This window comes from Trichocoleus sp. FACHB-6, from assembly GCF_014695815.1.
GTDB classification, from domain to species: domain Bacteria; phylum Cyanobacteriota; class Cyanobacteriia; order Cyanobacteriales; family FACHB-T130; genus Funiculus; species Funiculus sociatus.
In genome coordinates, this window is record NZ_JACJOY010000111.1 from 74,950 (window position 1) to 95,256 (window position 20,307).

14 protein-coding genes and 2 pseudogenes are annotated in these 20,307 nt (G+C 45.9%); 10 read left to right on the forward strand and 6 right to left on the reverse strand.

What is annotated here, in order from left to right:
- Positions 1–58: 58 nt before the first annotated feature.
- Positions 59–3,238, reverse strand: coding sequence for an efflux RND transporter permease subunit (locus H6F66_RS22380; RefSeq protein WP_190425658.1), 3,180 nt, complete (start codon positions 3,236–3,238; stop codon positions 59–61).
- A gap of 129 nt (positions 3,239–3,367) precedes the next feature.
- Positions 3,368–4,726 (reverse strand): efflux RND transporter periplasmic adaptor subunit, encoded by a 1,359-nt coding sequence (locus H6F66_RS22385; protein WP_190425661.1) that lies wholly within the window; start codon positions 4,724–4,726, stop codon positions 3,368–3,370.
- Between the two features lie 343 nt (positions 4,727–5,069).
- Between H6F66_RS22385 and H6F66_RS22390 the strand changes: the two genes are divergently transcribed.
- The 3 genes from H6F66_RS22390 to H6F66_RS22400 all read left to right on the forward strand — a co-directional run bounded on the left by H6F66_RS22390 (position 5,070) and on the right by H6F66_RS22400 (position 8,081).
- A complete protein-coding gene (locus H6F66_RS22390; protein WP_190425663.1) occupies positions 5,070–5,594 on the forward strand; it encodes a helix-turn-helix transcriptional regulator in 525 nt (174 codons plus the stop codon).
- 198 nt (positions 5,595–5,792) lie between these two features.
- Positions 5,793–7,466: a TolC family protein gene (locus tag H6F66_RS22395; RefSeq protein ID WP_190425666.1), complete on the forward strand. Its 1,674-nt coding sequence runs from the start codon at positions 5,793–5,795 to the stop codon at positions 7,464–7,466.
- Between the two features lie 315 nt (positions 7,467–7,781).
- Positions 7,782–8,081 carry a 2Fe-2S iron-sulfur cluster-binding protein gene (locus tag H6F66_RS22400; RefSeq protein WP_190425669.1) on the forward strand — a complete coding sequence of 100 codons (300 nt, stop codon included), beginning with the start codon at positions 7,782–7,784 and terminating at the stop codon, positions 8,079–8,081.
- A 445-nt stretch (positions 8,082–8,526) separates the two neighbouring features.
- Here H6F66_RS22400 and H6F66_RS22405 read toward each other — a convergent pair whose 3' ends face one another.
- Both H6F66_RS22405 and H6F66_RS22410 read right to left on the reverse strand, forming a co-directional pair.
- Complete coding sequence (locus H6F66_RS22405) at positions 8,527–9,150, reverse strand: LysE family translocator (RefSeq protein WP_190425715.1); 624 nt, start codon at positions 9,148–9,150, stop codon at positions 8,527–8,529.
- Between the two features lie 11 nt (positions 9,151–9,161).
- Entirely contained in the window at positions 9,162–9,752 is a 591-nt protein-coding gene (locus H6F66_RS22410) for a TetR/AcrR family transcriptional regulator (RefSeq protein ID WP_190425672.1), read from the reverse strand.
- 110 nt (positions 9,753–9,862) lie between these two features.
- Between H6F66_RS22410 and H6F66_RS22415 the strand changes: the two genes are divergently transcribed.
- From H6F66_RS22415 to psbM, 3 genes and pseudogenes are all read left to right on the forward strand, one after another.
- Positions 9,863–10,474, forward strand: coding sequence for a hypothetical protein (locus tag H6F66_RS22415; protein WP_190425675.1), 612 nt, complete (start codon positions 9,863–9,865; stop codon positions 10,472–10,474).
- A gap of 188 nt (positions 10,475–10,662) precedes the next feature.
- Positions 10,663–10,785, forward strand: a pseudogene (locus H6F66_RS29505) (Uma2 family endonuclease); the annotation flags it as partial.
- A gap of 77 nt (positions 10,786–10,862) precedes the next feature.
- Positions 10,863–10,979 carry a photosystem II reaction center protein PsbM gene (psbM, locus tag H6F66_RS22420; RefSeq protein ID WP_190414683.1) on the forward strand — a complete coding sequence of 39 codons (117 nt, stop codon included), beginning with the start codon at positions 10,863–10,865 and terminating at the stop codon, positions 10,977–10,979.
- 71 nt (positions 10,980–11,050) lie between these two features.
- On the opposite strand, the gene H6F66_RS22425 is transcribed toward psbM, so the two are convergent.
- Together H6F66_RS22425 and H6F66_RS22430 are read right to left on the reverse strand one after the other, a co-directional pair.
- Complete coding sequence (locus H6F66_RS22425) at positions 11,051–11,902, reverse strand: universal stress protein (protein WP_190425679.1); 852 nt, start codon at positions 11,900–11,902, stop codon at positions 11,051–11,053.
- 306 nt (positions 11,903–12,208) lie between these two features.
- Positions 12,209–14,212 (reverse strand): adenylate/guanylate cyclase domain-containing protein, encoded by a 2,004-nt coding sequence (locus H6F66_RS22430; RefSeq protein WP_347269418.1) that lies wholly within the window; start codon positions 14,210–14,212, stop codon positions 12,209–12,211.
- Between the two features lie 230 nt (positions 14,213–14,442).
- Here H6F66_RS22430 and H6F66_RS22435 point away from each other — a divergent pair, with 230 nt between their 5' ends.
- From H6F66_RS22435 to H6F66_RS22450, 4 genes and pseudogenes are all read left to right on the forward strand, one after another.
- On the forward strand, positions 14,443–15,900 hold the full coding sequence (locus tag H6F66_RS22435) for a folate/biopterin family MFS transporter (RefSeq protein WP_190425682.1): 1,458 nt from the start codon (positions 14,443–14,445) through the stop codon (positions 15,898–15,900).
- Between the two features lie 106 nt (positions 15,901–16,006).
- Entirely contained in the window at positions 16,007–17,497 is a 1,491-nt protein-coding gene (locus H6F66_RS22440; RefSeq protein WP_190425685.1) for a carotenoid oxygenase family protein, read from the forward strand.
- Between the two features lie 257 nt (positions 17,498–17,754).
- Positions 17,755–18,645: pseudogene (locus tag H6F66_RS29510) on the forward strand (glycosyltransferase family 2 protein); the annotation flags it as partial.
- Between the two features lie 915 nt (positions 18,646–19,560).
- On the forward strand, positions 19,561–20,097 hold the full coding sequence (locus H6F66_RS22450) for a phycobiliprotein lyase (protein ID WP_190425691.1): 537 nt from the start codon (positions 19,561–19,563) through the stop codon (positions 20,095–20,097).
- Positions 20,098–20,307: the final 210 nt, after the last annotated feature.

Here is a 20,307-nt window from a genome sequence, read left to right on the forward strand (position 1 = left end):
TGAAAAGCTTTCAGCGGCGGAAATCTCCGCTGAAAGCTTTTCCAGAGAGAGGTTCAATTTAACGGGTGATAACAGGACTTTTCAACTCTCGACTAGGAGCCGATTTCGGAGTTTTCTTATTTTTACCGCCAGGCTTCAAGCGATCGCTGAGCGTCTTAATTACGATATACAGCACTGGCACTACAAACAAACTTAAGAAAGTCGCAACCAGCATACCGCCGAACACCGCCGTCCCTAAAGATTGGCGGCTACCTGCACCTGCTCCCGTCGCAATTGTTAGGGGAAAAATACCCAAAAGCGTTGAAATAGCTGTCATCAAAATCGGTCGCAAACGCTCTTGCGAAGCTTCCACCGCTGCTCTGGTAATTGACATCCCTTTCTCGCGCAATTGGTTAGCAAATTCTACAATTAGAATAGCGTTCTTACTTGCTAAACCAATCAACATTACTAATCCAATCTGACAATAAACATCATTAGCTAAACCGCGCATTGACTGAGCTAAAAGCGCCCCGAAAATAGCTAAGGGAACTGAAAGCATAATAATTATCGGGTCAATATAGCTCTCGTACTGTGCAGCTAATACTAGAAACACAAAGGTTAGTCCCAACCCAAAGATTATCGGTGCTAAACCGCCCGACTGAATTTCCTCCAGAGAAGTACCCGACCATTCGTAGCCAAAACCAGATGGTAAAACTTGTGCTGCTACTCTTTCCATTGCTTTAATTGCATCTCCAGAACTAGAGCCAGGAGCCGCCGAACCATTAACTTCTATAGAACGGAATAAGTTGTAATGGTTAATAGTTTGAGCGCCAGTCGTGGGAGTAAGTTTTACTAAACTGCTCAGGGGAATCATCTGATTTTCGCCAGAACGAACGTAGAGTTTCCCAACATCGGCTGGGTTAGAACGAAACTGTTGATCCGCTTGGACGTAGACACGATAATTTCGCTGCTGTAAATCAAAGTCGTTTACATATTGTGCGCCCAAGAAAGTTTGCAGGGTGTTAAAGATATCGTCGATGGAAACTTGCAATGCTTTGGCTTTATTGCGGTCAACCTCTACTAGTAGTTGCGGCGTATTCGCGGCGAAGGTGCTAAATACAGCTTGCAATCCGGGTGTTTTATTCGCACTACCTAATAGTTGTCCCAAAGATTGTAATAGAGGCTCTAAACTACTATTACCTCTGCGGTCTTGCAGCTGAAATTGGAACCCGCCAAATTGACCTAAACCTTGAATTGCTGGAGGATTAACAGGGATAATTCTGGCTTCTGGTATTGTGGCTAAAGTTCCTGCCAATCTGCCAATAATTCCTTGTACATTTTGGTCTTTCCCTGTACGTTCTTCCCAAGGTTTGAGGGTGGTGAAAATGACACCACTATTAGCAGTGCTACCGCTAAAACCAAAACCACCAACAACGAAAGTTCCTACAACTTCCGGATTTTTGAGAATTTCTTGTTCAATTTTGTTCATCACCTCGCTGGTGTAGTTCAGCGATACTCCTTCGGGCCCTTGAACGATGGTGATGAAATAGCCTTGATCTTCTTCAGGGAGAAATGCGGTAGGTACTTGGGTATAAAGCCAAGCTGTCATTCCCAAAGAGACGATAAATAAGCCGATGATAACGCTTTTCAAACGGGTGAGAAAGTTAAGCGTAAGCGCATATCCTTTTCGCGTTCTATCCAAAAACCCGTTAAACCGACCGAAAATCCATCCAACCCAACCTTTCGGCTCTTGTCCCGGACGCAACAGCAGCGCACATAAGGAAGGAGTCAAGGTTAAAGCTAGAAAAGTAGAAATAGCAATTGAGAATGCGATCGTCAGTGCAAATTGTTTATAAAGCGCTCCTGTCGTCCCCGGAAAGAAGGCTACAGGGACGAATACAGCCATTAAAACTAACGAAGTTGCAATCACCGCCCCGAACAGTTCTGTCATGGATTCAGAAGCGGCCTGACCGGGATTCATGCCTTTTTCTTGGATAAAGCGACTGATATTTTCAACCACAACGATCGCATCATCCACCACCATCCCGGTTGCTAAAGTTAGACCAAATAACGTCAAACTGTTAATCGAAAATCCGAAAACTTTGATAAAGGCAAAAGTCCCAATTAAGGCTAGAGGAATGGTGAGGGATGGAATCAGCGTCGTCCGCCAGTCTTGTAGGAAAATGAAAATCACGGCGACAACGAGGGCGATCGATACCAACAGAGTAATCACCACCTCTGTCATGGATGCTTCTACGTACTCCGTCGTATCAAATGCTACTCGATAGTTCAAAGCTGGCGGAAAACTCTGACTCAATCGCTCCATCTCTTTTTTGACCGCATGGGCGACATCCAAAGCATTACTACCCGGAAGCTGATAAATCCCCAAACCTACCGCATCATTGCCGCGAAACCGCAAAAACGAGCTATAGTTTTCTGCCCCCAGTTCCGCTCTTCCCACATCCTTCAACTTCACCAACGCCCCACTAGCACCGGTTTTTAGGACAATTTCCTCAAATTCGGAAACATCTTTTAACCTACTGATGGCACGCAGGTCGATTTGATACATCTGTCCTTCTGGAGCTGGTTGCTGCCCAATGCGTCCCACGCCAATTTGTAAGTTTTGCTCGCGGAGTGCATTCACTACGTCTTGAGCGGTCAATCCTCGACTAGCAAGGCGATTCGGGTCTAACCAGAGGCGCATTGCGTAGCGGCGTTCCCCGAAAATTTGCACGTTGCCAACACCCGGCACTCTTTTTATGGCATCTGTCAAGTATAAATCGGCATAGTTGCTTAAAAAGATGTTGTCGTACTGCTTATTTTCAGCGTACAACCCAATCGCGAGGAGGATGCTGCTAGATTCTTTGGTGACTACAACTCCTGTTTGCTGAACAGATTGGGGTAGTTGCGGCTGAGCTACAGATATCCGATTTTGGATATCAACAGCGGCGATATCTTTATTGCGTGATGCCTCAAAGGTAGCAGTAATTGTACTGGTGCCATCATTACTACTACTGGAAGTTAGATATCTTAGTCCCTCAACGCCATTAATTTGACGTTCTAAGACTGTTGTAACAGCGCTTTCTACAACTTCCGCACTAGCACCGTTGTAGTTGGAAGTTACGCTAATTTGAGTCGGGCTAATATCCGGAAACTGGGCGACTGGTATGGTAGGAATGCTGATTGCTCCTACCAGGAGGATAATCAAGGCGCAGACTGTAGCAAAGACTGGTCGCTTGATAAAGAAATCAACAAACATAGGGTTGGGGATTGGGGGTTGGGGATTAGGAATTGGGGGTTGGGGATTGGGAATTGGGAATTGGGGATTGGGAAGAATATTACCCCGTCCCTTCCAGTCCCTAGTCTCCAGTCCCCTTCTCCCCAGTCCCTAGTTTTTCGATTCAGGTATGATGGGAGCGCCATTAGATAAATTGAGAATACCTGAGACAACTATTCTCTCTCCTGGCTTTATTCCGTCGATAACTTGATAATTATTTCCCTGGATATCGCCCAATTTCACGGGCTTTTGCTGGGCTATTAAGATTGATTCTCCTTTCCTTTGAGCTACAAAGACAAAATTTTCTCCACCCAGGCGAGATATGGCGCTAGTTGGGATTAAAACTCCCGGTTTCTCGTCCCAAACTACTCTGGCTTGGATAAATTGCCCATCCCGCAGTTGTCCTTGTGAGTTGTCAAAGCTAGCTTTGATAAGGATGCTTTGAGAACTGGTATTTACTTGGGGAGAAATAAAACTCACTGTACCTGTGCCTAGTAATTTTCCTTGGGAATTGGTTCCCTCTACTGTCTGCCCTAAGCGTAAATCTGGCGCTCTTTCTAAAGGAATAGACAATTCTATTTCTAAAGATTGATTTTGGATGATAGTGGTGAGGGTATCACTACTGCTGACGACATCTCCTAACTTGACTGGGATAGCTCCGACAACGCCAGCGATCGGAGCGACAATTGTGGCATCTTTAAGTTCTGCGTTGGCAAGATCGACGTTAGCTTGGGCTTGCTGTAAACCTGCTTGGGCTTGGGCAAGGGTTGACTGGGCGGCTTGAATGCGTTGGGTGATGGCATTTAAGGCGGCTTGGGCAGCACGGCGATCGCGTGTAACTCGATCTAGTTCGGCTCTCGCCAATGCACCTTGTCCTACTAAGGTAGAAGTGCGTCGATAGTTTTCCTGTTGTAGTTCCAGTTCAGCGACAGTGGAAGCCCTTTCGGCTTCTAAGGCTTTGATTTGGGAGGCAGCATTGGCGCTGGTGGCACGGGCAGCATTGACACTCTGTAACACGCTGGCGGCTTCTGCTTGTCTCTTGTCCGGGCTAAGTTGTACTAAAGTCTTTCCGGCGGGAACGCGATCGCCTTCGGAAACCAAAATCTGACTAACTCGCCCCTCAATTTCCGGCTTGATTACCACTCTCCGTGCAGCTTGCAGGGAACCCACAAACTCGGAAGCTTCTTCGACGGTGGCTGTTTCTACAGTTGCTAATTTGACAGGTATTCCTTGCGGTTGACCTGCTGCTCCCGGTGCAGGTTGAGCATTACTGGCACGGCTTTGCCACCAATGCCAACCCAAACCACCACCGACAATCAACAAGACGATTGACAACGCGGCCCAATACTTTGTTCGACCTGGGTGAAGCTCAACTGCAACGGACTCGTTTTCTAAAGCTTGCTCCTCAAAAAGCGTATCTTCTTGTGTCTTAAGTGGAACTGGAGATTCAGGGGACGAATGATCGGACATCTTCGTTTCCTTTCCTTTGACAAGGCTGGCGGTACTTTAACAACTTTCGCTCTTGCGTGGCTGCTTATTGACGAGTGCATAGTTTATTGCGCGATCGCAGCAATCACGAAAAGCTTCCTACACCATCACCCATAAAAAACCTTTCCCCCAACCTTTTCCCTAAAAGGGGAGGGGTTGGGGCAAGAGTGTGCATCTCAAATGAGGGATTATTATGCTTAAACTCCCCTCCCCTTGTAGGGAAGAGGTCAAACGCTCTATTCTCAATGCAGATGCAAGGCAATACCATACATATTAAAATCGAATGCAACAGATGCAACAGATATTTATATCAGTTTGATACAAAATGCTTGAATTGGCTACTTTAGGTTTACTGCAACGCGAACCGCTACATGGATATCGCCTGAAGCAGCAACTAGAACTGTTTATGAGTGGTTGCATCAGTGCCAACTACGGCGCTATATATCCTCTCTTGAGACGATTGGAGGAGCGGGGTGCTATCAGCGTACTCACAGAGGAGGAAGGAGAGGCAGGTTCAATTCGCAAAATATATAGCATCAGCGATAAAGGGCGCGAGCTATGGATGCAACAAATGCTAGAACACCCGCATGAAAGCTGGGTGAACGCTCGCTCTCGCTTTACAATCAAGTTTTTCTTTTTTAGTCACATAGAACCCACAATCCGAATCAAGTTGGTGGAGCATCGCTTAATGGTTTGTCGATTGCGCCTGGAAAGTCAACAAACAGAACCTCTGCCAGCAGATCCCTACCAAATAGCAGTCTTACAAAGGTGTTTAATGGTGATTCAAGACGAAATTCAATGGTTAAGCGAACAGCTGGCAGAGGAGACCAAGAGAAACAATTCCTCGTGATACCCAGTCCACAGTCCCCAGCCGCCACTAGATTAAGGATTCATCAGAATCGGGCAGAATCGACGGCGCTTTCAACCAATGGGGAGCAATTAATAAAAATTCGTTTGCCAAGCGCGATCGCAACCCGCTATTCTGCATAAGGTTGCTTGAAGCTGAAGAAAAGTTTTTCTAAGAGCAAAAGACCAAATTCAAAAACTTATGCCAACTTCTAGACATCCGTTTCATTGGGTAGGAACTGGTTTCATGGCTGTGGGTGCAGGTCTTGCTCTCACCTTGGCGTATGCAAAGCTGAGTGCTGCACAAGAAAGCCCCCCAAGTCAAAAAGTTGAAACTCCCAAGTCAGAAATCAGTACACAGGAAAACAAGGACGAAGCAGAAACTCGTCCTACCTCCCCTATGCTTAATTCTGGCAACGCGGGTATGGCTCCATCTGCTCCCCAGAAGAACCAACAGGCGCAGGAAACAGGAAACGGGAGTAACGTCTTAACTCAACAAAGCTCAGAAACCAAAACTCAGAACCCTCCTTTACCCCCCGAATACCTCAACCCCAGCGCCAATCCCCTGCTATTTCCCACCAAACCAGAGGAAGTACAAATTCAAAACTTCCAACGGATAACGCTGGAACAGGCTCTTGTACTGGCGCGGCGTAACAATCGGGATTTACAAGTTGCACTTCTGACCGCAGAGCGCAGTCGGGCGGCTCTGCGAGAAGCTCTTGCGGCTGAGTATCCCAACATTGGTGTGCAAGCAGATTTCACCAGATCGGATTCTGCCAGTGGTGAGCTATCAAATACCAGACAACGGCAATTACTGGGGGATGACAATACTGTCTCGACAAGCTTTGACACCAGGTTTGAAGTCAGCTATGACCTCTTTACCTCTGGTAGACGAGGAGCGCGTATCCAAGCAGCAGAACAACAGGCGCGTTTCGATCAGTTAGATTTGGAACGCCAACTCGAACAAGTCCGTTTGGATGTCACGAATTCTTACTACGATTTGCAAGAGGCAGATTCCCAAGTTGAGATTTCTACTGCGGCTGTGAGAGATGCTGCTAGAAGTCTTGAGGATGCTCAGTTGCTAGAACAAGCTGGACTGGGAACGCGCTTTGATGTACTGCGGTTTCAAGTGCAGCTGGCGAATGCCGTCCAAGACCTAACTCGCACCAGAAGTCAACAAAGTATTGCCCGCAGGCAGTTAACCGAATTGTTAAGTTTAGCTCAGAGGGCTGAGGTGGCTGCGGCAGACCAAATTGAGTTTGCTGGGGAGTGGAATCTTACACTAGAACAGAGTATTATCCTGGCACTGAAGAACCGGGCAGAGTTGGAACAGCTCTTGGCTCGGCGGAACATCAGCGAACAGCAACGGCGTATTGCGCTGGCTGGCACAAGTCCGCAAGTAAGTTTGTTTGCGACCTACAACGTTTTAGGGGTGTTGAATGATGAATTGGGGCCTGCCGATGGCTTAACCTTGGGGGCAAGATTTCGCTGGGATTTTTTCGATGGGGGAGCCGCCAGCGCCAGAGCGGAGCAGGAGAGAGCTAATATTGCGATCGCAGAAACTCAGTTTGCCGACCAACGCAACCAAATCCGCTTGGAGGTGGAACGAGCTTATTTCAATTTAAGGTCGAATGCGGAAAACATTCAAACTGCTTTCTTCGCCGTTACTCAGGCAGAAGAAAGCTTGCGTTTGGCTGAGTTACGATTTCGCTCAGGTGTCGGTACGCAGACTGATGTAATTAGCGCTCAAACTGAGCTTACCCGCGCTAGAGTCAACCGACTCAGAGCTGTTCTGGATTACAATCGTTCGTTGGCAGCTCTCCAACGCAATATTAGCAATCTTCCAGGCAGTGAACTTTCTGATAACCCCTTATAGACAGATTCTGTCAAACCAGGTAATTATGTCATTCTGAGCTGACTTTTTCTAGAGGCGATCTATCGCATCTGTAGTAAGCATTGCTCAGGTTTTGTTTCAGTTTGCCAGAGGGTGAGACAAGAAGGGTAGGGGCAATGCTTACAAGAAAATTTCCGGATTTGCCGACCGTGCAAGCCTAAACTAAATCGGATGATTTATGAATTGCCCCTACTGTGTCTCAAAACGTTGTTCTTAGTTTCAGTACATATCACCTTTGCTAACTTCAGAAAATTTTTTAAGATTTCTTAATAGGAACGATGTGAGTGAAAAGGGCTGATGGCTAATATTACGTTTGTCAACGAAAATCGGGAAGCGATCGCAGCTGATGGGGCTAACTTAAGAGAAAAAGCCCTAGAGAATGGCATTGATATCTATACCCTTAGGGGAAAGATGATGAACTGCGGGGGCTACGGTCAATGCGCTACCTGTATTGTAGAAATTCAGGAAGGTATGGAAAATCTTTCGCCTCGGACTGATTTTGAAACCCGGAAACTGAAGAAAAAACCAGAAACCTACCGTTTAGCTTGTCAAGTGGTGGTAAATGGCCCAGTAAGTGTGAAAACAAAGCCACGATAGGCTTGTTATTAATTTCCACAGCAATATAGAGACGTTGTATAAAACGTCTCTACACTGTTCAAAATATGATAAAAAGACCACTAGGAGCGCTTCTAAGATATCCCAAAAGTGATAATCGAGACGCTTAGACAGTGGAAATACGACTTAATCTCCCAATTTATGGGGAACTTTGAGCCAATTTTTCCATAAAATGGGGATACTGGCGGCGATTAAACATTGTAAATAAATTCTCTTTAATTAGTTTGCCATTTATTTGTTTTAATCTCATTCTCCCTTGGCTAAAAATATTTCTAATTCCCCCATTATATTTGGGATTTCTAAGACTTATTGTTTTAATGAGTAATCTAGGTTGGGTTGAGGAACCTCACCCAAACTTGACATAGGTTTGATGGGTTTCGCTTAGTTGCTTTATCCATCCTACAAATAATTAAATCCATCTACTTAATTAAACTTTTGTTAGTAAAAACACTCCAACACCAATCATTACACAGCCAGCAGCAATGTTTATTCTTTTCCTTACTTTGGAACTAATAAAAAATCTAGCTCTATCCGCCAGAAACGCATAACCAAGTTTTACACCGCCTACGGCTACTATAGTAATTGTGATAATGATGAGCGTATCCCAATAAGATATTTTAGAAATATCAACAAAAGCAGGAAAAAATCCAAGATAAAATAACGTCGCTTTTTGATCGCCCAATGTAATAAACAATCCAGTCAGAAAACTGGACAGCAAAGAGGATTTTACAACCTCCTCTGTCTCAATATTATTTGATTTTGACTTCCATAGCCCTATTCCCAACAATATAAGATAAGACGCACCCAGGTATTTTATAAGGACAAATAAGCTTCCCATCGCTTCAGCAAGAAACGACAACCCCCAAATAGCTATTATTATGAAAATGATGTCACCAAGCACTATCCCTACGGTTGTGAAAATACCATGAATAAATCCAGATGTAGCCGCTCTTGTGGTGACAGCTAATACACTAACGCTGGGAATAGAAGCCAGAATAATCATGGCACTGAATAATGCAACAATGCTGCTGAATGTCATACTGCTTTGCATCGGTATAACCATTACTTGATATGAGTAGACAGCAACTCATCAACGTAGCGTCGGATAACCTGTTGCTGTTGCTCCGGGCTGAGACGTTTGGCTTGAATGAGGAAGTCTAGGCTAACTCCATTGGCAAGGGCTAAGAGGGCGTTGGCTTCTAACTCAAGGTCTGCATCATCTCGAATCAAATTGGCTGACTGAAGAGTTTGTAACTCTTGCAGAATTACCTCACGGAGTTGGGCAGCACTCCTTTGGTGTTCAGCCATCAGGGAATCTCGTCCGACGGCGTATCCCAAAAAGGCTAACCAGACCTTGAGAACAGCTTGCCGTTCAACATCAAGGGGCAAAAATGCTGACACCATGTTTAGGAGGCGATCAACTCCAAGCTCCTGCCCTGTTTGGGCCTGTATTGCCTTGAGTAGGGACTGAGTGACTTGATTGAGAGCAAAGAGAATTAACTCTTGCTTATCTCGGAAATAGTGGGTGACGACTCCTGTGGTGCAACCAAGCTCCTGGGCGATCGCCCGCATACTGGTGCGATCTAACCCCTCTCGGACAATGACCCGCCAGGCAGCTTCAGAGACTTCAAGACGGCGATCGCGTTGGGACATGACAATCAAGGCTGAATATCAAGGGAACTGAAACAGGAGGCAATCCTATTGACACATTATCATAACAGTTGTTATTTTTTTGAGCATAACAAGTGTTATGAGGTTGTCGTATGGACTCCGATTGGAGAGATGTCTCGCCCCGCAACGGGTTGGGCGGTCTGGTGGATCGCTTGACCGGGCCAGGGGCGACAAAAGCTGAGTTGCTATTGCAATTTGTGCCGCCCTTGGTAGCGATGGTTGCGGCTCCAGCCTATGCGCTAACCCTCCCCGCCCAGTGGACACCCCTGCAATTAGGACTAATCGCGCTTTTGGCGCTCGATTTAGTCGGGGGTGTCCTGACCAATGCCACATCTACTGCTAAACGCTGGTATCATCGCCCTGGACAGGGTTGGCGGCAGCATCTGGCATTTGTGTCCCTCCATCTCATCCATGTTTTACTCGTAGCGGTGCTGTTTCGGGGAGGAGATTGGGGGTTCTGGCTTGGCACATCTGGCTACCTGTTGGGGGCATCAATTTTGATTTTGCGATCGCCTCTGTATCTCCAGCGCCCGGTTGCTCTGGGGCTTTACGGATTATCGCTGCTGGGCGATCGCTACGTCGTGACCCCCACGCTTGGTCTGGAATGGTTCGTGCCGTTCTTCTTTCTCAAACTCCTGGTTAGCCATTTGCTTCAGGAAACCACCTATCACACTGGAAAATTCCCAGAGAAACCAGTCAGTTAACTTACGGGCCGATCGCAAAAAGGCAACCTTAAGTTAGAGGCTCTTTTCTTTTTAAAGCTACTAGGCTCAACATGACAAAAACTTTCTCTACCTGGATTGACGAACCACAGCTCAATGGTTGAAAACCAAAGTTATTAAGACCAGCGAACTATACCTAGACAAAAACGAGTCCCAAAAATAGGAATAAGGTTATGGGGCTGTCAGATATTGATTGTAGCGAGATTGGAGTTTTGTTTAGTCGGTTGCTGGCGAACTGGGTTTACCCGCGTCGGCTGGGGCGTGTATTTAAATCTAGTGGTGGTTTTGTCTTACTTAAGATCCCTATTAGGGATTGAAATGAGATATTCTTAAAGGTGGTGCTTTAGAAGTTAATTAAAGGCTGGGTTCAATGCAAGTTAACGATCTTGGTTTTGTCGCCAGCATCCTGTTTGTGCTGGTTCCCACAGTTTTCTTGTTGATTCTGTACATCCAAACTGCTAGCCGCGAAAGCAACAAGAATCCTTAATAGTCTGCCTAAAACAAAATCCCCCCATAGCCTTAGCTAGAGGGGGTTTTGCTATTTTTTAGGCGATCGCTTTAAGCAGTAGCTGTGCGTCCTAGCAGTACGGGACAATTCGCATAAACCCGTACATAGTCGGATAGGGAAGTTCCCAGCAGCCGATCCAAATCCGGTAAACCCTTGGCGATGGAGGGACGACGGTCTGGGGAACCTAACATTAGTAGATCGATATTCAATTCCTCTGCCAACCGACAGATTTCTGGCCCCGGCTTCCCAGTACCCGTGACACACTTGTAAGCGATGCCTTGTTTTTTCGCTTCTGCGATCGCTGGTGCAAGGACGGGATCTTTTTCTGGGTTAGCTTGTGATTCTTCAGCAAAGGCTGTCCGCGCCTTATTGACATGAGCCAAAATCAGCATTCCTCCCTTAATATCTCGCAACAGGAACATAGCCAGACTTAAGCATTGTTTTGCCGAGTCAGAGCCATCCATTGCTACCATGATGCGGTTAATTTTTTTGACGTAAATATCGTCTTTAACCAACAACATCGGACGAGAGGACAACTGGAAAACATATTGGCTGACGGAATTTTCTAAAATGGACTCCAGGCGCTTCAGCCCTCGCGAACCCATAATAATTAAATCAGCATTAATGTCTTCAGCTACCTGGCAAACTGTAGTCTTTGGGTCGCCCTGTTGTAGCATGGTAGAAACCCGACTTGGGTCGAGGTTCAATGTCTGCATGGAAGTAGCGAGAACTCTGCCCCCTTCTTCCCATTTTGCGGTCAAGGCTTCACTGGTAACTTGGGAAGGAACAACGTGTAATATGCTGACTGAGGCTCGTTGGATTGAAGGCAGTTCCATCAAAGCCTTGAGCATTTCTTTAGATTGTCCGGTTCCAGAGTCGGCTAATAAAATTTTTTCAATCATTGAAGTGCCTCTTTTTCAGAAAAATCTCTTTGCTTTTATAGATTTCATGCCCAATTAATTAGGTAATTAATGAGGGTATGATAACTGCAATTTATAGCAGTCGTTTTATTTACTGACTGGCTTTTCATAATTAAGCATACTGCTGATATCACAGTAAAAACTTAACGATTTATGACACTGCTTAGATTAATGCAAAAATTATTAATGAATTAATGTTAAATTTTCAGATGATCTGTATGCTGAGTTTGGTTCCTCAACCCATCTAACAAAATTTATCAATGAAGGGATTAATATTTTTGTTAATATTTATTTCCTTCTTCCACTCTCCGACTCTCCCGCTCTGTCCAGTCCTACCACTCGATAGACATCAACCATTTGTTGCTTACCCTTAAGTGGCAATGGCCCCCAGGATTCAACGAGAAACTGTTCGTGAAGGTGAACGAAGGTTTCGTGACCGATGAGAATGCGGCAGTTACTTTCTTGTCGGTCTTTTTCACAACTTTCAAGCCGGGAGGCAATATTAACGCTGTCGCCAATGACACCGTACTCCAAGCGGTCTTTGCCGCCTAGACTCCCTACGACGACGGGGCCAGTATAAATTCCGAGTCGCATTTGAATGACTGGCAAACCGCGAGATTTCCAATTTTGGTTCAGTTCTTCTAAGCGATCGCTTATTGCTAAAGCACATTTTACCGACCGAATCGCATCCTCTGCAATCTCCTCTTTGTGAACGCGATTCATTGGCACCCCAAACACAGCCATAAAGCCATCGCCCGTAAACTTGTTGATAATCCCCTGGTGGCTAAGCACTTGGTGGGTGAACACATCGAGCATTTCATTTAGCCATTCCAGCAAAGCTTCTGGCGGCATTTGTTCAGAGATGGTGCTGAAATTTTTGATGTCAGCAAACATCATTGTCGCAGTTAGCTTGATACCGGGTAGTTTACCGGATTTGAGCAGGCGATCGCGTCCTCTCCACAGAGCCTTAGCAACCTCCGGCGAAGTATTCTGCCCCAACAACTTCATGACGATTTTTTGCTGTTGCTGTGCATCATAAGAGCGGTAGGTAATAACTATGCCACTAGCCAGGATAAATCCTAGCACTGGAGACGAAAAAGGTACCCAGAGAGACATCTGGCTAAACCAATAAAAGCAGCTACCTAACAAAATTCCTACACCAACGCCGCAGCCCAGAATCAACACTAGGGGATGACGGCACCACCAAGCCAGTCCAGCACCGAACAACGTCCAGCCGACAATCCACAGCACTTCCCTCCTCTCAGACCAAAACCCAAATAGGGGTCTTGCGCCAGTTGCAGCGTCGAGAAACTGGCTCACCAGCGCAGCATGAACCACAACTCCCGCCATCTTTGCGTTCTCCTGTTCGGCTGGGCTGTAGGGGGTGCCGAAAACGTCTTTAGCGCTGGGTGCAGTTGTACCAATTAGGACAATCTTATCTTTTACCCAACTGGGGTCAATTTCCCCTTGCAATACTTGGGTAAGAGTAACTTGCCGTGCAATAATCCGCGATCTGTAATTGAGTAGAACTTGGTAGCCTCGATCATCAATCTTTTTATACCCACCAGAATCTGCCTTTATAGGGACAAATACTGATGAGCCTAGCTGCATATATTCAGGATTCTGCTGGCTTTGCTGCGATGAGATGCCTTGACTCTTTAAATAGGCAAGAGCCAAACGTAGGGAAAACGAGAAAGAAGTTTTTTTACCGTCGGAGACAAACAACAGGTTACGGCGGATGACACCATCAGGGTCGAGTACAAAGTCGTTAAAACCAACGCGCTTATCGGGAATTCCCGGCGGCGGCGGCACAAAATCGAGATTTGTGTCACCAAATTTTTTAATAACGATAATGTTTTGGTCTTGGAGCCTAGCCCTGAGTTCAGCATTTCCTGGCTCTTGTGGGGTGCTGCGATGTATATCTAGACCAATGAGTTTTGGTTCTAATGATTGCACTTTTGTCAAGAGCTGCGCCAAAACTCGGTCAGGTAAAGGCCATTGATTTTGAGCGCGGATGTCGGATTCTGTAATGCCAACAATTAGCAGCCGGGGGTCGGGGCTTACATCTGGGCGCAGGCGCATCTGCTTGTCAAATGCCGCAATTTCTACGGGTTGTAACCAGCCTGCTTCGCGCACTCCTAGTATGACGCTGCTGACGGTAAGGCACGCGATCGCTACTACTCGCACGCCACCAATGTCTGGAAATATACTCTTAACGTCATCAGCCAGCTTGGATAGCACAGATATCTTGGATTCTAAAAAGCCGTTTACATCTGAATTATTTTTGCTCACCACATTATGGCATTTGGGGAATGATGGGCGACGCCCCTAAACTTCAAGAGATTGGTTGATCGGGAGAGTTTCTCGTTTCACTCCCGGACTCCCAAAAATAACTTTTAACTCAATAGGGGCGGGTTTCTCACCCACTCGTACAACTTATAACTTTCCCTACTTCGCTACAGCCCCCAGGATAGGAAGCTATCATTATATAAATGTTGAAATATCTTAAGATAACTTAATCAATGCAGCTTTCCACCTCTGGTATGTCTCACAAAAAAGACTCCTTCTTGAAAAAGGTGTTTTTTGGTCACGAGCCTACTCCTGAGTTAACTGCGATTTTAGTAGTGTATTTGGTGCAGGGAATCTTGGGGCTGGCGCGTTTGGCAGTCAGCTTTTTTCTCAAAGATGAACTAGCGCTTTCTCCGGCTCAGGTTTCAGCTTTAATGGGTATTGCCGCCATCCCGTGGGTGGTAAAGCCGTTATTTGGTTTTCTTTCGGATGGCTTGCCGATTTTTGGCTATAGGCGGCGACCTTACCTAATTTTATCGGGGATATTGGGAACGATGTCCTGGGTAAGTTTAGCAACAATAGTTCACACAGCTTGGGCAGCAACAGCTGCGATCGCGCTTTCCTCCCTGTCGGTTGCTGTCAGTGACGTAATTGTAGACTCCCTAGTAGTAGAACGAGCCAGAGCCGAGTCTCAGAGCGAAGCTGGTTCCCTGCAATCTTTGTGCTGGGGAGCATCATCATTCGGAGGCTTGCTAACAGCTTACTTCAGCGGTTCGCTGCTGCAACACTTCGGCAACCATACCATATTTGCGATTACTGGCTGTTTCCCCCTAATTGTGTCAGCAGTGGCGTGGTTAATTGCAGAAGAACCAGTAAGCGAGGCAAGAGACGCTTCCACCGTTTTGCACCAGATAAAGCAACTACGGCAAGCCGTTAGCCAAAAAGCCATCTGGCTACCAACCGCCTTTCTCTTCCTCTGGCAAGCCACACCCTCAGCAGATAGCGCCTTCTTCTTCTTCACCACTAACGAACTAGGATTTGAGCCAGAGTTTCTAGGACGGGTGCGCCTAGTTACCAGTATCGCCTCCCTAATAGGAGTTTTCATTTTCCAACGCTTTCTCAAAGCCGTTCGCTTTCGTACCATTTTCGCCTGGACAACTGTCATATCAGCCGTCCTTGGCATGACTATGCTGATTTTGGTAACTCATGCTAACCGCAGTCTCGGCATCGATGATCGCTGGTTCAGCTTGGGAGACAGCCTGATTTTGACAGTTATGGGACAAATTGCCTATATGCCGGTGTTGGTACTCGCAGCACGGCTGTGTCCCCCTGGTGTAGAAGCCACCTTATTTGCGCTGCTGATGTCGGTGACAAATTTAGCAGGGCTATTGTCCCACGAACTAGGAGCAGTCCTTACCTATTGGCTAGGTGTCACCGAAACCAACTTTGAAAATCTCTGGCAGCTGGTAGTAATTACAAATTTATCAACGCTGCTGCCCCTGCCACTAATCGGTTGGCTACCAGCAGCAAAAGTCCACGAGGCACCAGCATCTGGAGAGGTGCCAGCCTTGCAACCTGCAACAACATCGGTTATGCGTAGCCAATCAATTCCCAATCATCATCGGGACATACCTTTTATTCCCGACTTTATGCCCGAACTCATCCCCACAGTAGAAGAACCTGCCGAATAAACTAAGTAGGTTGGTTTGAGGAACCTTACCCAAAATTAATCCTACATTTGTTGGTCGCGATCGCTCAAACCAACCTAGAAGCTAACTTTTGCCTTTTGCCTTTTTTATGCAGAACTTGCCCACTCAAGAACGTTTTCCAGTGCCAACAGAGGCGCTTGATGAACTTCCCTACCACATTAAACAGTGGCAAAAAGGTTATGAATCCTTGCCACAAGAGTTTGACTACTGGATTGATGATATTGAAGGACAGATTCCCGCAGAATTAGAAGGGACACTTTTCCGGAATGGCCCTGGATTGCTGGATGTAAACGGGCAACGTATCCATCACCCCTTTGATGGGGATGGGATGATATGTAGAGTTGCCTTCTCCAACGGCCGCGCCCATTTTTGTAACCGCTTTGTCCGCACACAGGCCTATGTGGAAGAACAAGCAGCTGGTAAAATCCTCTATCGCGGTGTCTTCGGCACCCAAAAGCCCGGTGGTTGGCTGGCAAATGCTTTTGACATCAAACTCAAAAACATTGCCAACACTAACGTAATTTACTGGGGTGACAAACTCTTAGCTTTGTGGGAAGCAGCTGAACCCCACCAATTAGATCCCCAAACTCTAGAAACGCTGGGGAAAGATTACCTGGACGGCGTTTTACACAACGGTGATGCTTTCGCCGCCCACCCCAGAATTGACGGACAAACACTGGTAAACTTTGCGATTAAACCGGGTCTTTCCACTACTATTACTATCTATGAGTTAGATTCGAGTGGCAAAGTTGTACAGCGTCATGCTCACAGCGTTCCTGGCTTCGCCTTTATCCATGATTTCGCCATTACGCCTAACTACTGCCTGTTCTTTCAAAACCCAGTAAGCTTCAATCCCCTACCTTTTGTGTTTGGAGTTCGCGGTGCTGGAGAGTGTGTGCAGTTTCAGCCTGACCAACCCACCAAGATTTTAGTAATTCCCCGCAACCCCCAACAAGGCAAGGTGCAAATCTTAGAAACCCAATCTGGTTTTGTCTTTCACCATGCCAATGCTTTTGAGCAAGACGATAAGATTTGCATTGACTCGATTTGCTATGAGTCTTTTCCGTCTGTGGAAGCGGATTCCGATTATCGTGAGGTGAAGTTTGAGGAACTTGCACCAGGGCAGATGTGGCGATTCACGCTCAATCTGAATGATAAAACGGTACAGCGTAAACTTTTGGAAGGTCGTTGCTGTGAGTTTCCCAGCGTTCATCCAGAACGAGTCGGACGACCGTATCGCTACCTATATATTGGTGCTGCCCATAATGCTACTGGCAATGCCCCTCTACAAGCTATTCTCAAGGCGGATTTAGAGACGGGACAACGTCAACTCTGGAGTGTTGCACCGCACGGCTTTGTCAGCGAACCTGTATTTGTTCCCCGTCCGAGTACATCAGGTGAAGATGAAGGCTGGCTGCTGGCTTTTGTTTACGACTCCACTCATCACCGTTCTGATGTAGTAATTTTGGATGCTGGCGACTTGAATAAAGGGCCAGTGGCGCGGCTGCACTTGAAGCATCATGTTCCTTACGGGTTGCATGGCAATTTTACGTCCCAATGTTTTGCACCGCGTAAATAATACCCTTCCTCGTTAAGAGTCTCTGGCTGGGAACGCCTAAACAGAGGCTCTGCTTTGGTCATTTTCAGTATCAATCGAAGGGTTATAATTTCTAACTGAACTGGTGGCGGAAGCCTCTAGAGACAGCATTCCCAGGCGCGAGTCTGGGAACGAGACAAAGAAATGGGCTTGAAAAATTTGAGAAACTGGTACTTTCCACGTTTTCTTTTTTCATCAAGACAGGCTAAGTTAGCTGAAGTATCCCAAGTGGAACTGGGATGAAATTTAGCATCGTTATTACGACTTATAACCGTCTCTCCTTGCTGCGGCGGGCAATTGACACTGCTCTTGCCCAAACATTACCCTGTGAAGTAATTGTTGCTGATGACTGCTCCTCGGATGAAACCGAAGCTTATGTCAGCAGTTTGGCGAAAAAGCTGCGTGAGTCAGGTGACGAACGTCTGGTTTATCACCGCAACTCGGTGAATCTCGGTCACTCCGCAACGATGAATGCTGGGGTGCAGCTGTCCCAAGGTGAGTGGGTTAAGCCAGTTGATGATGATGACTATCTGGCACCAAATTGTTTAGAGGAGATGTACAATGCGATCGCGTTGTGCCCAAATGCAGTAATCTGTTCTTGTCAGGCTGCTCAGGTTGATGTCAATGAAGTTGAAATCAGCATAACCAAACCAGCTGGCCCAGGAAAAGCTTTTTATATTCCTCAAGAAGACATTCATTATGGGATGCTGCTGGAACTTGTCCCTTTTGGCACCCCTATTCAAGTTGCCTTTCGTCGCGATGCTTTCCTCAAATCCGGGGGTTGGGATACTACGTTAGATGTCTGCGATGATATTGATTCTTGGATTAGAATCGCCCAATTTGGTGATGCCGTTTTTCTTAATCAATGTCTTGCCTATCGCACGATTTGGACTGGAGGAAATAATCAAAAGTCTGCCCTGCAAAGGCGGCTAGATATCAATATCTTAATGAAAGAAAAAATCTATGCTCTTGTCAGTCAAGAACATCAGGCTAATCTTCCATCATTTCAAAATATTAGAACTTATCTAAAACTCCATTGGAGTTTGGTAGCTCTTAAGCAAAAAAAGATTTTAACTGCTTGCGAAATTGCTGGCACGGCGGTTTTAAATCCCTTCGCCTGGAAGCTTTTAACCAGAAATCACTTACTATCAAAAAATCAATCTTATTCTCAACAAAAGAATCTAAAGAAGCAAGTCTTATTCTCTGAAAGGCTTGGTAACGTCATCCATGAAAATTATCAACCCAACCCAGCCTACAGCCAAGAATTGCCGATGAATTTTAAATTTGGTGGAATGGCAGCTTTCAATCAACGAAAAATTTTCAGCGCCATTAAACTTGTCTTCAACACTGTGTTTTCGCAGGTTACACAGAAGCTTTTCGGTACAGTTGCTTTACTCAATCCCCGCAAAAACAGCTATTACCAAAAACAGATGGATATCAATACTTTATTCCTTTATCTGTTAGTCAGTGAAAAGCGCAAGTCTTCTATTCCTAACCTTCAGGATTTACAAGCTTATTTAGAACTGCGTGGTGCCATTTTTTCTTTCCAACAAGGAAAAATATTAATGGCAATACAGATGGCGTTTCCATCTGTGTTTTCGCTAGCGGCCTGGAAGCTTCTACTTAAAGTTGTCCTATTAAGTCAACTCCACAGCACACAAATACCTATTCGCAAGCTAGTGCTGATCAAATCTTAACATTATTCCCGATGGTAGAGCTTATATTAGGTATTTTTCGCTATATTAAGAATGTTAACAGAAACTTGCGTTTTAGGTTAAAGGTCGGTCCCTTCATAGGGCGGTGCCAGAAAGGAATGCGATCGGGTGATACTAAACTGAGTTACCTAGATTACGTGTAACTAGAAAAAGCGACTGGCAACTAAAAGCGAGTAAAAGTAGCTAGAGCTATAGGTCAAATGCCTCTAGCTAGGGTGAAAAAGTTAGGGTAAGTACGTTCTACAGGTAGCAAATGCTACAGCAAACTACTTGTCTTCAACTAGACACTATGCACAACCGTTCATTTCATTTTGGTGAGGACTGGTACTGGTGACATCACTGATACAATTTACCCAAACAGCTGAGGAATCCCTAATCGCAGCCTTTTTTCGGGAATCCGAAGGGAACTGGCGTTCTGAACGACGCTACTACACGCTACCGGATGGAGAAACTAAAGAGATGGTAAGTATGATCGCCATCCGGTTTTTGGAACAAGATTGTCCAGAACTCGTGCGTTTAGGCAAGATGCACGAAATGGAAGAGCCAGGAGCAATAATTTGCGGTTCTTACGTTGAATGGAACAGTACAAACTCAGTGACAGGCCGCAAAGAATCTAAGGGTTCAACAATATTTGGTGCTTTGGGGAAAATATTGTATCGCGATCGCGGCTTTGCAACCTCCAAGCCAGTGACAGCCCAGTATTCCTTCACTAATCCTAAAACTTTGTGCTTGCGGACTGAGTACAACGGCTCTGTGTTTGAAGAAGAATTAAAACTGATTGGTGACAATTACCGCACCCGTCAAACCATCATTTCTCGTGCTGGCGAACAGCAGATGATTGGTCAGTATCTGGAAAAACGGATTTAATTATCGCTGGCTTTCGTGGGGTAAGATATCAGCCCTTCAGATACCCGACTTCTGTAAGAAGTCGGGTATCTTGCCTTCACAAATCATTTAGGACTGCTATAGAACCCATTTGACATCTAAGTTTGATATCTAAGAAGGTGCTGCAAGCCTCTTAATCATCAAGCGAATAAAACAAAGATTAACCTTGGCAGTCGCATTAGTTAAAGTTCT

Bases quoted from the DNA above. Each gene is read 5' to 3' on its own strand.
- H6F66_RS22390 (WP_190425663.1), top strand. From the start codon at position 5,070: ATGCTTGAATTGGCTACTTTAGGTTTACTGCAACGCGAACCGCTACAT.
- H6F66_RS22435 (WP_190425682.1), top strand. From the start codon at position 14,443: ATGCAGCTTTCCACCTCTGGTATGTCTCACAAAAAAGACTCCTTCTTG.
- H6F66_RS22380 (WP_190425658.1), bottom strand. From the start codon at position 3,238: ATGTTTGTTGATTTCTTTATCAAGCGACCAGTCTTTGCTACAGTCTGC.
- H6F66_RS22425 (WP_190425679.1), bottom strand. From the start codon at position 11,902: ATGATTGAAAAAATTTTATTAGCCGACTCTGGAACCGGACAATCTAAA.
- H6F66_RS22385 (WP_190425661.1), bottom strand. From the start codon at position 4,726: ATGTCCGATCATTCGTCCCCTGAATCTCCAGTTCCACTTAAGACACAA.
- H6F66_RS22395 (WP_190425666.1), top strand. From the start codon at position 5,793: ATGCCAACTTCTAGACATCCGTTTCATTGGGTAGGAACTGGTTTCATG.
- H6F66_RS22400 (WP_190425669.1), top strand. From the start codon at position 7,782: ATGGCTAATATTACGTTTGTCAACGAAAATCGGGAAGCGATCGCAGCT.
- psbM (WP_190414683.1), top strand. From the start codon at position 10,863: ATGCAAGTTAACGATCTTGGTTTTGTCGCCAGCATCCTGTTTGTGCTG.
- H6F66_RS22415 (WP_190425675.1), top strand. From the start codon at position 9,863: ATGGACTCCGATTGGAGAGATGTCTCGCCCCGCAACGGGTTGGGCGGT.
- H6F66_RS22410 (WP_190425672.1), bottom strand. From the start codon at position 9,752: ATGTCCCAACGCGATCGCCGTCTTGAAGTCTCTGAAGCTGCCTGGCGG.
- H6F66_RS22405 (WP_190425715.1), bottom strand. From the start codon at position 9,150: ATGCAAAGCAGTATGACATTCAGCAGCATTGTTGCATTATTCAGTGCC.
- H6F66_RS22440 (WP_190425685.1), top strand. From the start codon at position 16,007: ATGCAGAACTTGCCCACTCAAGAACGTTTTCCAGTGCCAACAGAGGCG.